Raw genomic sequence first — 13565 nt, 5'->3', positions numbered from 1 at the left:
CTCTATTCAAGGAAGAACCTGATGCCCAGGGCCCAATCCCATCTGCTTCGTCGTGGTCGCTATTCAGAACTTGGCAGGCTGTATCTGCTGACTACTGTTACCCATCAGCGCAAGCCGCTATTCGATGACTTCCACCATGCCCGGTTAGTCATTCACCAATTGCGGCAAGCCGATCAGGAGCACGCCTGCCGCTCACTGGCGTGGGTGCTGATGCCAGACCATCTGCATTGGCTGATCGAGCTGAAAGGAACAACACTAGGTACCCTGATGCGCAGGTTCAAGTCCCGCTCCAGTCTCGCATTACATCAGGCAGGGGTTGAGCATGACCCGGTATGGCAGCCTGGGTATCAGGACCGGGCATTGAGAAGGGAGGAAAGCATGGTGCACGCAGCCCGGTACATTGTTGCCAATCCATTGAGGGCTGGATTGGTCAGAAGTGTCCGGGAATATCCACACTGGGATGCAGTATGGCTTTGATTCGATGCTGGAGCCTTCGCGGCGGTTCGGCGCGAAAGGGCCGAACCGCCGCGAAAGGGCCGGGTCAGGCCGACGCAGCTACCTGCGTCGGGCGCTTGACCTGCGGCTGCGAAGCATTGGCCGCGGCGCCTTCCTCGATCGCCTGCTGAATCGCCTTGCGACGACGCTCTTCGCTGCGGCGGCTGAAGTACCAGACAAAGAAGGTCACCAGCGACACCGACAGCAGGATCAGGCTGGCCACGGCGTTGATCTCCGGCTTCACGCCCAGGCGCACTGCCGAGAACACTTCCATCGGCAAGGTGGTCGAACCCGGGCCGGACACGAAGCTGGCCAGCACCAGGTCGTCCAGCGACAGCGCGAACGACATCATGCCGCCCGCCGCAAGCGACGGCGCGATCATCGGGATGGTGATCAGGAAGAACACCTTCCACGGCTTGGCACCCAGGTCCATTGCCGCTTCTTCGATCGACAGGTCCAGCTCACGCAGCCGCGCCGATACAACCACCGCCACATACGCCGCACAGAACGTGGTGTGGGCGATCCAGATGGTGACGATGCCGCGCTCCTGCGGCCAGCCGATCATCTGCGCCATGGCCACGAACAGCAGCAACAGCGACAGGCCGGTAATCACTTCAGGCATTACCAGCGGCGCGGTGACCAGGCCACCGAACAGCGTGCGGCCCTTGAAGCGGGTGACCCGGGTCAGCACGAAGGCCGCCAGGGTACCCAGCGCCACCGCCGCCACCGCCGTGTAGCAGGCGATTTCCAGCGAGCGCATCACCGACCCCATCAGCTGGGTGTTGTCGAGCAGGCCGACGTACCACTTGATCGACCAGCCCCCCCATACCGTCACCAGCTTGGAGGCGTTGAACGAGTAGATCACCAGGATCAGCATCGGCAGGTAGATGAACAGCAAGCCGAGCACCAGCATCAGCTTGGAGAAACTGAAGCGTTTCATGCGCGGCCCTCCATTTCTTTGGCCTGGCTGCGGTTGAACAGCAGGATCGGCACGATCAGGATCGCCAGCATCACTACCGCCAGCGCAGAGGCTACCGGCCAGTCACGGTTGTTGAAGAACTCCTGCCACAGCACTTTACCGATCATCAGGGTTTCCGGGCCGCCGAGCAGTTCAGGAATGACGAACTCGCCCACCACCGGGATGAACACCAGCATGCAGCCGGCGATGATGCCGTTCTTCGACAGCGGCACGGTAATCTTCCAGAAGCTGTTGAACGTGCTCGACCCCAGGTCGGATGCAGCTTCGAGCAGGCTCGGGTCATGCTTCACCAGGTTGGCGAACAGCGGCAGGATCATGAACGGCAGGTACGAATAGACCACACCGATGTACACCGCCAGGTTGGTGTTGAGGATTTGCAAAGGCTGGTCGATCAACCCGGTCCACAGCAGGAAGCCGTTAAGCAGGCCGTTGTTGCTCAGAATACCCATCCAGGCATAGACGCGGATCAGGATCGCGGTCCATGTCGGCATCATGATCAGCAGCAGCAGGACGGTCTGGGTTTCCTTCTTGGCGTTGGCGATGGCGTAGGCCATCGGGAAGCCGATCAGCAGGCACAGCAGGGTGCTGAAGAACGCCATCTTCAGCGAGCCCAGGTAAGCCGAGAGGTACAGCTCATCCTCGGTCAACAAGCCATAGTTGGCCAGGTTGAGCACCAACTGGATCTTGTCTTCGACGTAGCTGTAGATCTCGGTATACGGCGGGATCGCCACGTCGGCTTCGGCGAAGCTGATCTTCAGCACGATGAAGAACGGCAGCATGAAGAACAGGAACAGCCAGATGAACGGCACGCCGATCACTACGTGCCGCCCCTTCGGTGTAAGGCGCTGGAAGGCTCGCTTGAGCTTGCGCAGTTTCATGACCGCAGTACCACGCCGCTGTCGTCTTCCCACCACACGTACACTTCATCGCCCCAGGTCGGGCGGGTGCCCTGGCGCTCGGCGTTGGCGACGAACGACTGGACAACCTTGCCGCTCGGCAGCTCCACGTAGAACACCGAGTGGCCACCCAGGTAGGCGATGTCGTGCACCTTGCCGCGCGACCAGTTGTGCTCGCAGGTCGGTTGCTGAGTAGTGACCAGCATCTTTTCCGGGCGCAGGGCGTAGGTGATGTGCTTGTCTTCCACCGACGTAGTGATGCCGTGGCCGACGTAGATCTTGCGCTCCAGCTCCGGGCTGGCAATGATCGCGTGGCCTTCGGCGTCGTCGACCACGTCACCTTCGAACAGGTTGACGTTGCCGATAAACTCGCACACCAGGCGGCTGGTCGGCGTTTCGTAGATGTCCACAGGCGAGCCGATCTGGGCGATCCAGCCCAGGTGCATGATGGCGATGCGCTGGGCCATGGTCATGGCCTCTTCCTGGTCGTGGGTCACCATCACGCAGGTCACGCCCACGCGCTCGATGATCTCCACCAGTTCCAGCTGCATCTGCGAACGCAGTTTCTTGTCCAGCGCACCCATCGGCTCGTCGAGCAGCAGCAGCTTGGGGCGCTTGGCCAACGAGCGGGCCAACGCCACACGCTGACGCTGGCCGCCGGACAACTGGTGCGGCTTGCGCTTGGCGTACTGGGTCATGTGCACCAGCTTGAGCATCTCGGCCACGCGGGCATCGATCTCGGCCTTGGCCATCTTGTCCTGCTGCAGGCCAAAGGCGATGTTCTGCGCCACGGTCATGTGCGGGAACAGCGCATAGGACTGGAACATCATGTTGATCGGCCGCTCGTAGGGCGGCATGTCGGTGATGTCGACGCCATCGAGGAAGATCCGCCCTTCAGTCGGGCGCTCGAAGCCGGCCAGCATGCGCAGCAAGGTCGATTTGCCAGAACCGGAGCCACCCAGCAGGGCAAAGATCTCGCCTTTGCGGATTTCCAGCGACACATCGTCTACGGCGATGGTTTCGTCGAATTTTTTCGTGACCCGGTCGATCTTGACCAGCACCTGCTTGGGTTGCTGGCCACCCTCGAGGGCTTTCTTATAGGCACCGGAGGCAACTGCCATGAGTGAAACTCCCAACAAGATTTGTGTGCCCGCCCCTGCTTTTGCGGCGGGCCTGGATTGTTACTTGCCCGACTTGACCTTGGTCCAGCTGCGGGTCATCAAACGTTGCACCTTGGGTGGCAACTCACTGTTGACGAACATCTTGTCCAGCACTTCCTGCGGTGGGTAAACCGCGGCGTCAGTCCTCACGGCCTGGTCCATCAGGTCGCCAGCCTTGGGGTTCGGGTTGGCGTAACCGACGTAATCACTGACCTGGGCGATAACCTCAGGTTTCAGCAAATAGTTGATGAAGGCGTGGGCCTCTTTGACGTTCTTGGCGTCGGCGGGGATCGCCAGCACGTCGAACCAGAGGTTGCCGCCTTCCTTGGGAATCGCGTAGGCCAGGTTCACGCCCTTCTTCGCTTCTTCAGCGCGGGCCTTGGCCTGGAAGATATCGCCGGAGAAGCCTGCCGCGACGCAGATGTCGCCGTTGGCCAGGTCGGTGATGTACTTGGACGAGTGGAAGTAGGTCACGTACGGGCGCACGGCCAGCAGCTTCTGCTCGGCTTTTGCATAATCCTTGGGGTCGGTGCTGTTGGGGTTGAGGCCCATGTAGTTGAGCACCGCCGGCAGCATTTCGTCCGCCGAGTCGAGGAAGGCCACGCCGCACTTGGAGAGTTTCTTCATGTTCTCGGGTTCGAACAGCATGGCCCAGGAGTCGATGGTGTCCACGCCCAGCGCGGCCTTTACCTTGTCGACGTTGTAACCGATGCCGTTGGTGCCCCACAGGTAAGGCACGGCGTACTGGTTGCCCGGGTCGTTCTTTTCCAGACGTTTCATCAACGCCGGGTCCAGGTTGGAATAATTGGGCAGCAGGTTCTTGTCGAGCTTCTGGAACGCGCCCGCCTTGATCTGCTTGCCAAGGAAATGGTTGGACGGCACTACCACGTCATAGCCGGTATTACCGGCCAGCAGCTTGCCTTCCAGGGTCTCGTTGGAGTCGAACACGTCCTGCACGGGCTTGATGCCCGTTGCTTTTTCGAAGTCCGCGAGGGTGGTCGGGCCGATATAGTCGGACCAGTTGTAGAAGTGCACCGTAGGCGCCGCTTGGACGCTGCATGCCAGCGTCAGGCCCGCGCCAGCCATCAAGGCCTTGCGGAATACAGAAATAGACAAGTGGGTGCTCCTCACAATCAGTGCCTGGGTCGCGACAATGCTGCCGCACACGCAAAACCGGCGCGCAACTTACCTTCGCAGCTTCGATGCCGCAATCAACAATTGCCTTTCACTGGCTCTGGGCCGGTAAAGCCCGGCCCAGAGGTGTCGCATCGGGCTTATTTGCCCGACTTGATCTTGGTCCAGCTGCGGGTGATCACACGCTGCACAGAAGCGTCAGGCGCAGCGATCGCGTACAGCTGCTTCTTCACTTCGGCAGGCGGGTAAATGCTCGGGTCACCGCTGATGTCTTTATCCACCAGCGCAGTGGCAGCCTGGTTGCCGTTCGGGAAGCGCACGGCGTTGGTGATCTCGGCCATGATTTCCGGCTGCAGCAGGAAGTTCATGAACTGGTAGGCGGCATCTTTATGCTCGGCATCTTTAGGGATGGCGACCATGTCATAGAAGGTACCGGCGCCTTCTTTCGGAATGACGTAGTCCACTTTGACCTTGTCGCCGGCTTCGTGGGCGCGGGCCTTGGACTGCTCCAGGTCACCCGAGTAACCGACGGCTACACAGATGTTGCCGTTGGCCATGTCGCCGATGTACTTGGAGGAGTGGAAATAGGTGATCGAAGGACGAATCTGGAGGAACAGGTCCTCGGCGGCCTTCAGGTCTTCTTTCTTGGTGCTGTCGCTCGGCAGGCCCAGGTAGTGCAGCGCGGCCGGGATCATTTCGGTCGGTGCATCCAGGAAGCTCACACCGCAGCTTTTGAGCTTGGCGATGTTCTCAGGCTTGAACACGACGTCCCACGAGTCGATCTTGTCCACGCCCAGGGCGGCCTTGACCTTCTCCGGGTTGTAGCCGATGCCGATCGAGCCCCACATGTACGGGAAGGCGTGCTTGTTGTCCTTGTCGCTGGCATCGCCAACGGCTTTGAGCAGGTCCGGGTCGAGGTTTTTCCAGTTCGCCAGCTTGGAACGGTCCAGTTCCTCGTACACCCCCGCCTTGATCTGCTTGGCCAGGAAGTTGTTGGACGGCACCACGATGTCGTAGCCCGACTTGCCTGCCAGCAGCTTGGCTTCGAGGGTTTCGTTGCTGTCGAAGACGTCGTACTTGACCTTGATACCGGTCTGCTTCTCGAACTTGGCGATGGTGTCCGGCGCGATGTAGTCCGACCAGTTGTAGACGTTCAACACCTTGTCGTCAGCCTGTGCAGCAGTAGCCATGGCACCCATCAGGGCTGCGGCCAGCAACGTCTTGCCCATTTTATTCATGCGTCATGCTCCAGAATTTTTATTTAGCCATCTGTTCAGCAGCCAGGACCTACGGTGCAGAGCGCGCGGCGACTGAATCAGTCGCTAGTCTGGCAAGTTACAAGGCTCTGTTTCAAGGAAAGCAGAGCCTTGTAACGACTTAATGTCACATCGCTAGCCTAGCAAATGCTTACCGAATCGCCTCAAGGGTCAAGTCGAGGCATTTGCGTGCCTTTTCCACCAGTTCGTCGATTTCCGCATGGCTGATGACCAGCGGCGGCGCGATGATCATGGTGTCCCCCACCGCACGCATGATCAGGCCGTTTTCGAAGCAAAAAGTGCGGCAGATCATGCCCACGCCCTTGCCCTCGTAACGGCTGCGGGTGGCCTTGTCCTTGACCAGCTCGATCGCGCCAAGCATGCCAAGGCCGCGCACTTCACCCACCAGCGGGTGGTCCTGCAGCTCACGCAAACGCTTTTGCAAATACGGTGCCGCTTCAGTGCGCGCCTTCTCGACAATTTTCTCGTCGCGCAGGATGCGCAGGTTTTCCAGGCCCACCGCGGCCGCTACCGGGTGGCCCGAATAGGTGAAGCCGTGGTTGAAGTCACCGCCTTCGCTGATCACCTTGGCCACTTTGTCACGCACGATCACACCACCCATGGGGATGTAACCGGAGGTCAGGCCCTTGGCGATGGTCATCAGGTCGGGCTTGAGGTCGTAGTAGTCAGAGCCGAACCACTCGCCGGTACGGCCGAAACCACAGATGACTTCGTCGGCAACGAACAGGATGTCGTACTTGGCGAGAATCTCCTTCACCTTCGGCCAGTAGGTTTCTGGCGGGATGATCACGCCGCCTGCGCCCTGGATAGGCTCGGCGATGAAGGCGGCGACGTTGTCTTCGCCCACTTCGAGGATTTTCTTCTCCAGCTGTTCGGCCGCCCAGATACCGAACGCATCCGGGGTCATGTCACCGCCTTCGCCGAACCAGTACGGCTGCGGGATGTGCACGATGCCCGGGATCGGCAGGCCGCCCTGCTCGTGCATGCCGCTCATGCCGCCCAGGCAGGCACCGGCGAAGGTGGAGCCGTGGTAGCCGTTGATACGGCCGATGATGGTCTGCTTGTGCGGCTTGCCCTTCAACGCCCAGTAGTGGCGCACCATGCGCAGCACGGTGTCGTTGCCTTCGGAGCCGGAGCCGGTGAAGAACACATGGGTCATGCCCTCGGGCGCCACATCGGTAATGGCCTTGGCCAGTTCCAGCGCAGGCGGGTGGGCCGTCTGGAAGAACAGGTTGTAGTACGGCAGCTCGCGCATCTGCTTTTCTGCTGCCTGCACCAGCTCTTCACGGCCATAACCGACCGCCACGCACCACAGGCCCGCCATGCCGTCGAGGATCTTGTGCCCCTCGCTGTCCCACAAATGCACGCCCTGGGCCTTGGTGATGATGCGCGGCCCCTTCTCCTTCAGCTGCTTGTAGTCACTGAAAGGTGCGAGATGGTGCTCCCCGCTCAGGGTTTGCCATTCACGGGTTTGCGGGTTGTTGGTGCTCATGTGCTTCTCCGTTGTTCGACAGCCGCGCTCCAGCGGCCCCAGGGTTTATCAGACAGCGAACAGCAGGAACTCTCGCTCCCAGGAACTGATGACACGCTTGAAGTTTTCGTGCTCGGCGCGCTTGGTGGCGACGTAGCCGGTGATGAACTTCTTGCCCAGGTACTGCACCAGCGCACGGCTGTTTTCCATGCGTTCCAGGGCATCTTCGATGGTCAGCGGCAGGCGCAGGTTGCGGCGTTCGTAGCCACGGCCCTGCACCGGCGCGCTGGCCTCGATGCCTTCGACCATGCCGATGTAGCCACACAGCAGGCTGGCGGCAATGGCCAGGTAAGGGTTGGCGTCAGCACCCGGCAGGCGGTTCTCGACCCGACGGCTTTGCGGGCCGGCATCCGGTACGCGCAGGCCGACGGTGCGGTTTTCTTCGCCCCATTCCACGTTCACCGGCGCCGACGTGTCGGGCAGGAAGCGGCGGAACGAGTTGACGTTCGGGGCGAACAGCGGCAGCGCCTCGGGGATGAACTTCTGCAGGCCACCAATGTGGTTGAGGAACAGCTCGCTCATGCTGCCGTCTTCATTGCTGAAGATGTTCTTGCCGGTGGCCAGGTCGACCACACTCTGGTGCAGGTGCATGGCACTGCCAGGCTCGCCGGTCATCGGCTTGGCCATGAAGGTGGCGGCCACGTTGTGCTTGAGCGCGGCCTCGCGCATGGTGCGCTTGAACACCAGGATCTGGTCGGCCAGGTGCAGGGCGTTGCCGTGACGGAAGTTGATTTCCATCTGCGCCGTGCCGTCTTCGTGAATCAGCGTGTCCAGGTCCAGCTGCTGCAGTTCGCACCAGTCGTAGACGTCTTCGAACAGCGGGTCGAATTCGTTGGCGGCTTCGATCGAGAACGACTGGCGGCCGGTTTCCGGGCGGCCCGAACGGCCTACCGGCGGCTGCAGCGGGAAGTCCGGGTCTTCGCTGCGCTTGGTCAGGTAAAACTCCATCTCGGGCGCGACAATCGGCTGCCAGCCCTTGTCGGCGTAGAGCTTGAGGACTTTCTTCAACACGTTGCGCGGCGACAGTTCGACCGGGTTGCCCTTCTTGTCGTAGGTGTCGTGGATCACCTGCGCAGTCGGCTCGATGGCCCACGGTACAAGGAACACGGCGTTCTCGTCGGGGCGGCAGATCATGTCGATGTCGGCCGGGTCGAGCAGTTCGTAATAGATGTCGTCGTCGACGTAGTCGCCGGTCACGGTCTGCAGCAGCACGCTCTCGGGCAGACGCATGCCTTTTTCGGCGATGAATTTGTTGGTGGGCGAAATCTTGCCGCGCGTGATGCCAGTCAGGTCACTGATCATGCATTCGACTTCGGTGATCTTGTGCTCTTTCAACCAATCGGTGAGCTGGTCGAGGTTGTTACTCATAAATACCTCAGGAGGTAAGGTGGGCCGCGCATTGATTCTGGATGGAGTAGATTGCTAAAGCAAAAACCCCCGCGCAGCGCCGCAGTGGATACACTGAAAACAAGTGTGTCCATAATGAGTTGGAAGGGCAGGAAGACGAAGCGAAGGGCGGCAAGCCGCTACGAGGGCGGGCCCGGATACGCCAAACGTCAATTATTGCGGCCAGGGCGACCACGCCATTGACGAAGCTTGCAAAAACGACAGAGGTACCCGTTGGCACTGCGCAGGCAGTGCTTTCAGGTCGCGGCAAGCGGACCATGTGACCCTCGTATTATTGTGTTCTGGGTTGTGACCGAGCTTAGCCTTGTTCATTTTTTTACACAACACCCGCGTAAAAAATAAAAGACGGCACGCTTGAGATAGCCCTTCGCAGGTGAAATAGCGGATAATGGCACGCCCCGATTTGCAGCAAATCTGCCGTAGATGTGCCATTTCAGGGCATCATGGGGTTGGCTTGACATCAGTATGGCTTTTCGATTGACTGGTCCTGCAAGCCCCCCTTGATTGATATTTTTAACAACAAAGGTGTTGCATCATGTCGGTACCCCCGCGTGCCGTTCAGCTTAACGAAGCGAACGCGTTCCTTAAGGAACATCCTGAGGTTCTCTACGTTGACCTTCTGATTGCAGATATGAATGGTGTGGTGCGCGGCAAGCGCATTGAGCGCACCAGCCTCCACAAGGTTTACGAGAAAGGCATCAACCTGCCGGCCTCCCTCTTCGCCCTGGACATCAACGGTTCCACCGTCGAAAGCACCGGGCTTGGCCTGGACATCGGCGATGCTGACCGCATCTGCTACCCGATCCCCGACACGCTCTGTAATGAGCCGTGGCAAAAGCGTCCCACTGCCCAACTGCTGATGACCATGCACGAGATCGAAGGCGAGCCGTTCTTCGCCGACCCTCGTGAAGTGCTCCGTCAGGTGGTGAGCAAGTTCGACGAGCTGGGCCTTACCATTTGCGCTGCATTCGAGCTGGAGTTCTACCTGATCGACCAGGAGAACGTGAACGGCCGCCCGCAGCCGCCGCGCTCGCCCATTTCGGGCAAACGCCCGCAGTCGACCCAGGTGTACCTGATCGACGACCTCGACGAATATGCCGACTGCCTGCAGGACATCCTCGAAGGCGCGAAAGAACAAGGCATCCCGGCCGACGCCATCGTCAAGGAAAGCGCCCCGGCGCAGTTCGAAGTCAACCTGCACCACGTCCCTGACGCGCTCAAGGCCTGTGACTACGCGGTACTGCTCAAGCGGTTGATCAAGAACATTGCCTACGACCATGAAATGGACACCACCTTCATGGCCAAGCCCTACCCGGGCCAGGCAGGCAACGGCCTGCATGTACACATTTCCGTGCTGGACAAAGATGGCAACAACATCTTCACCAGCGAGGATCCCGAGCAGAACGCCGCGCTACGTCACGCTGTCGGCGGTGTGCTCGAGACCCTGCCCGCGTCCATGGCGTTCCTTTGCCCGAACGTCAACTCGTACCGCCGCTTTGGCGCGCAGTTCTATGTACCGAACGCGCCAAGCTGGGGCCTGGACAACCGCACCGTAGCGCTGCGTGTGCCAACAGGCTCGGCAGATGCCGTGCGCCTCGAGCACCGGGTAGCCGGCGCCGATGCCAACCCGTACCTGATGATGGCGGCCGTGCTGGCCGGCGTGCACCACGGCCTGACCAACAAGATCGAACCGGGCAAGCCGATCGAAGGCAACTCGTACGAGCAGCTGGAGCAGAGCCTGCCGAACAACCTGCGCGATGCCCTGCGCGAGCTGGACGACAGCGAGATCCTCAACAAGTACATCGATCCGAAGTACATCGACATCTTCGTCGCGTGCAAGGAAAGCGAGCTGGAGGAGTTCGAGCACTCGATCTCCGACCTCGAGTACAACTGGTACCTGCACACCGTGTAAAAAAACGCCGCCCACAAGGGCGGCGTTTTTCATTCCGGACCGCGCCGCTTGCTTCGCGGGTAAACCCGCTCCCACAGGTATTGCACAGCATTCAGAACCTGCGAGGTCCTTGTGGGAGCGGGTTTACCCGCGAAGAGGCCGGCACAGGTTTACAGGGGCTTCTCGAAAATCTTGGAGTTGCGCTGGTAGTTGTACAGCGAGGCCCGCGCCGACGGAAGGCGCTCCACGCCGCTGGGTGCAAAACCGCGCTCGCGGAACCAGTGCGCAGTACGCGTCGTCAGCACGAACAGGGTATTCAACCCCATCTGCCGCGCCCGGCTCTCGATGCGCTCCAGCAATTCATCCCCGCGCCCGCCGTGGCGGTATTCCGGGTTCACCGCCAGGCACGCCAGCTCCCCTGCTTCGGAGTCGGCAATCGGGTACAGCGCCGCACAGGCGATGATCATGCCCTCGCGCTCGACCACGCTGAACTGCTCGATCTCGCGCTCCAGCACTTCACGCGAGCGGCGCACCAGGATGCCCTGCTCTTCCAACGGGCTGATCAGCTCCAGCAAGCCGCCCACATCCTCGATGGTCGCCTCACGCACCACTTCGAACTGCTCCTGCGACACCAGCGTACCGCCACCGCCACGGGTGAACAGCTCGGTGAGCAGCGCGCCGTCCTCGGCATAACTGACAATGTGGCTGCGTGCCACGCCGCCCTTGCAGGCCTCGGCGGCGGCATCCAGCAGCTCGCCCTGGTAGTCGCTGCCCAGGCGCTGCAGGTGCGGGGCAACCTGCTGCGGGCGCAGTTCCCGCACCAGCTTGCCGTCGGCGTCCAGCAGGCCCGGCTCGGCGCCGAACAGCAGCAACTTGTCGGCGCCCAGCTCGATGGCGGCACGGGTGGCCACGTCTTCGCAGGCCAGGTTGAAGATTTCGCCGGTAGGCGAGTAGCCCAACGGCGACAGCAGCACGATGGAGCGCTCGTCGAGCAGGCGGCTGATGCCCTTGCGGTCGACCCGGCGCACTTCACCGGTGTGGTGGTAGTCCACCCCTTCAAGCACGCCGATCGGCCGCGCGGTGACCAGGTTGCCGGACGCCACGCGCAGGCGCGAGCCCTGCATCGGCGAAGCGGCGATGTCCATCGACAGGCGCGCCTCGATGGCCAGGCGCAGGGCGCCAACGGCATCGATCACGCAGTCCAGGGTGGCGGCATCGGTGATACGCAGGCCATGGTGGTAGTGCGGGGTCAGCCCCCGATCGGCCAATCGGCTTTCGATCTGCGGGCGCGAGCCATGCACCAGTACCAGGCGCACGCCAAGGCTGTGCAGCAGCACCAGGTCGTGGACGATGTTGCCGAAATTAGGGTGTTCCACCCCATCGCCAGGGAGCATGACCACGAAGGTGCAGTCGCGATGGGCATTGATGTACGGGGAGGCATGACGCAGCCAGTTGACGTAGTCGGGCATGACAGGGCCTGTGGATAAGTGGACGGAGAACGGCGATACAAGGGGCGTTCAAGATCATCGTCGGAACAGGCTTGCGGTCACGCGCGGTCTCCTCTAGGCAGGAACGAATCAATTCGATTGACGTTTAGTGCAGGCAATAGTGCCGGATCAGGTCACGCAATAGACGCACGGTAGGCTCGATTCGTGACATTTCAAGGTATTCGCCGGGCTGGTGGGCACAGGCGATGTCGCCAGGGCCCAGCACGATGGTCTGGCAGCCCAGCTGCTGAAGATAAGGCGCTTCGGTGCCAAACGCCACCGCTTCGGCGCGATGGCCGGTCAGGCGTTCCGCCACTTGCACCAGCTCGGCATCGGCAGCCTGCTCGAACGGCGGCACCTCCGGGAACAGTGGCGCGTAGTCGATGCGCACATCATGGCGCTCGGCCACGGGCACCAGCTTCTCGCGAATGGCTGCGCGCAGTTGCTCTACATCCATGCCCGGCAGCGGCCGCAGGTCGAATTCAAGCGCGCACTGGCCGCAGATGCGGTTGGGGTTGTCGCCGCCGTGGATGCAGCCAAAGTTCATGGTCGGCGTCGGCACGGTGAACTGTGGGTTGCGATAGGTTTGCTGCCATTGCTGGCGCAGGCCCATCAGCTCGCCCATTACCGCATGCATGGCCTCCATGGCGCTGCGGCCCAGATTTGGGTCCGACGAATGGCCGCTGCGCCCGAGGATGTCGATGCGGTCCATGAGAATGCCCTTGTGCATGCGGATCGGCCGCAGCCCGGTAGGCTCGCCGATGACCGCCGCACGGCCCAGCGGCTGGCCGGCCTCGGCCAGGGCGCGGGCACCGGACATGGAACTTTCTTCGTCGCAGGTGGCGAGGATCAGCAGTGGCTGCTTGAAGTCGTGCTCCAACAGCGGGATGACAGCTTCGATGACCAGGGCAAAAAAGCCCTTCATGTCGCAACTGCCCAGGCCGACCCAGCGGCCATCGACCTCGGTCAGTTTCAGCGGGTCGCTGGCCCACAGTTGTTCGTCATAGGGCACAGTGTCGCTGTGCCCGGCCAGCACCAGGCCACCTGGGCCGCTGCCACGGCTGGCCAGCAGGTTGAACTTGCCCGGCGTGACCTGCTGGATGTCGCATGTGAACCCCAGGTCGCCCAGCCACCCCGCCAGCAGGTCGATGACCTGGCGGTTGGACTGGTCCAGCGCGGGCTGGGTGCAACTGACCGAAGGCGCGGCGATCAAGGCGGCAAACTGGTCTTTCAGCGTCGGCAACGGCATGCACATACTCCTCGGAAGCGTTGCCCATCATAGGACTATCCGCCGTCTGGAATAAACCG

Annotated in this window: 11 protein-coding genes; 2 read left to right on the top strand and 9 right to left on the bottom strand. The window is 61.3% G+C overall.

Annotated features, from left to right (window positions below):
* The first annotated feature begins 21 nt into the window (after positions 1–21).
* Positions 22–477 (top strand): REP-associated tyrosine transposase, encoded by a 456-nt coding sequence (locus N805_RS23410; RefSeq protein ID WP_028614094.1) that lies wholly within the window; start codon positions 22–24, stop codon positions 475–477.
* Positions 478–541: 64 nt separating this feature from the next.
* Here N805_RS23410 and N805_RS23405 read toward each other — a convergent pair whose 3' ends face one another.
* The 7 genes from N805_RS23405 to N805_RS23375 all read right to left on the bottom strand — a co-directional run bounded on the left by N805_RS23405 (position 542) and on the right by N805_RS23375 (position 8840).
* The gene (locus tag N805_RS23405) at positions 542–1435 is read right to left on the bottom strand and encodes an ABC transporter permease subunit (RefSeq protein ID WP_016489721.1); all 894 of its coding nucleotides are present in this window, start codon (positions 1433–1435) and stop codon (positions 542–544) included.
* The gene (locus N805_RS23400) at positions 1432–2352 is read right to left on the bottom strand and encodes an ABC transporter permease subunit (RefSeq protein ID WP_019473406.1); all 921 of its coding nucleotides are present in this window, start codon (positions 2350–2352) and stop codon (positions 1432–1434) included. Before N805_RS23400 ends, N805_RS23405 begins: the two co-directional genes overlap by 4 nt.
* Entirely contained in the window at positions 2349–3491 is a 1143-nt protein-coding gene (gene potA / locus N805_RS23395; RefSeq protein WP_019473407.1) for a polyamine ABC transporter ATP-binding protein, read from the bottom strand. The genes N805_RS23400 and potA overlap by 4 nt, the downstream gene beginning before the upstream one ends.
* 60 nt (positions 3492–3551) lie before the next feature.
* Positions 3552–4646 carry a polyamine ABC transporter substrate-binding protein gene (locus N805_RS23390; protein WP_019473408.1) on the bottom strand — a complete coding sequence of 365 codons (1095 nt, stop codon included), beginning with the start codon at positions 4644–4646 and terminating at the stop codon, positions 3552–3554.
* Between the two features lie 158 nt (positions 4647–4804).
* Positions 4805–5902, bottom strand: a complete 1098-nt coding sequence (locus N805_RS23385; RefSeq protein WP_019473409.1) for a polyamine ABC transporter substrate-binding protein — start codon at positions 5900–5902, stop codon at positions 4805–4807.
* A gap of 169 nt (positions 5903–6071) precedes the next feature.
* Positions 6072–7433 carry an aspartate aminotransferase family protein gene (locus tag N805_RS23380; protein ID WP_019473410.1) on the bottom strand — a complete coding sequence of 454 codons (1362 nt, stop codon included), beginning with the start codon at positions 7431–7433 and terminating at the stop codon, positions 6072–6074.
* A gap of 48 nt (positions 7434–7481) precedes the next feature.
* Positions 7482–8840 (bottom strand): glutamine synthetase family protein, encoded by a 1359-nt coding sequence (locus N805_RS23375; protein ID WP_016489727.1) that lies wholly within the window; start codon positions 8838–8840, stop codon positions 7482–7484.
* A gap of 574 nt (positions 8841–9414) precedes the next feature.
* On the opposite strand from N805_RS23375, the gene N805_RS23370 reads away from it, so the two are divergent.
* Positions 9415–10791: a glutamine synthetase family protein gene (locus N805_RS23370; RefSeq protein WP_019473411.1), complete on the top strand. Its 1377-nt coding sequence runs from the start codon at positions 9415–9417 to the stop codon at positions 10789–10791.
* Positions 10792–10940: 149 nt separating this feature from the next.
* Here N805_RS23370 and argA read toward each other — a convergent pair whose 3' ends face one another.
* Positions 10941–12239, bottom strand: a complete 1299-nt coding sequence (argA, locus tag N805_RS23365; protein WP_016502147.1) for an amino-acid N-acetyltransferase — start codon at positions 12237–12239, stop codon at positions 10941–10943.
* A 124-nt stretch (positions 12240–12363) separates the two neighbouring features.
* Positions 12364–13506 carry an acetylornithine deacetylase gene (gene argE, locus N805_RS23360; RefSeq protein WP_019473412.1) on the bottom strand — a complete coding sequence of 381 codons (1143 nt, stop codon included), beginning with the start codon at positions 13504–13506 and terminating at the stop codon, positions 12364–12366.
* Positions 13507–13565: the final 59 nt, after the last annotated feature.

The organism is Pseudomonas putida S13.1.2 (assembly GCF_000498395.2).
Classification (GTDB): Bacteria; Pseudomonadota; Gammaproteobacteria; order Pseudomonadales; family Pseudomonadaceae; genus Aquipseudomonas; species Aquipseudomonas putida_Q.
This window is presented reverse-complemented; position numbering and strand designations above follow the sequence as displayed.

What these genes read in the sequence shown, in the direction of transcription:
- N805_RS23410 (WP_028614094.1), top strand. Translation starts at nt 22, where the DNA reads ATGCCCAGGGCCCAATCCCATCTGCTTCGTCGTGGTCGCTATTCAGAA.
- N805_RS23370 (WP_019473411.1), top strand. Translation starts at nt 9,415, where the DNA reads ATGTCGGTACCCCCGCGTGCCGTTCAGCTTAACGAAGCGAACGCGTTC.
- potA (WP_019473407.1), bottom strand. Translation starts at nt 3,491, where the DNA reads ATGGCAGTTGCCTCCGGTGCCTATAAGAAAGCCCTCGAGGGTGGCCAG.
- N805_RS23375 (WP_016489727.1), bottom strand. Translation starts at nt 8,840, where the DNA reads ATGAGTAACAACCTCGACCAGCTCACCGATTGGTTGAAAGAGCACAAG.
- argA (WP_016502147.1), bottom strand. Translation starts at nt 12,239, where the DNA reads ATGCCCGACTACGTCAACTGGCTGCGTCATGCCTCCCCGTACATCAAT.
- N805_RS23385 (WP_019473409.1), bottom strand. Translation starts at nt 5,902, where the DNA reads ATGAATAAAATGGGCAAGACGTTGCTGGCCGCAGCCCTGATGGGTGCC.
- N805_RS23405 (WP_016489721.1), bottom strand. Translation starts at nt 1,435, where the DNA reads ATGAAACGCTTCAGTTTCTCCAAGCTGATGCTGGTGCTCGGCTTGCTG.
- N805_RS23400 (WP_019473406.1), bottom strand. Translation starts at nt 2,352, where the DNA reads ATGAAACTGCGCAAGCTCAAGCGAGCCTTCCAGCGCCTTACACCGAAG.
- argE (WP_019473412.1), bottom strand. Translation starts at nt 13,506, where the DNA reads ATGCCGTTGCCGACGCTGAAAGACCAGTTTGCCGCCTTGATCGCCGCG.
- N805_RS23380 (WP_019473410.1), bottom strand. Translation starts at nt 7,433, where the DNA reads ATGAGCACCAACAACCCGCAAACCCGTGAATGGCAAACCCTGAGCGGG.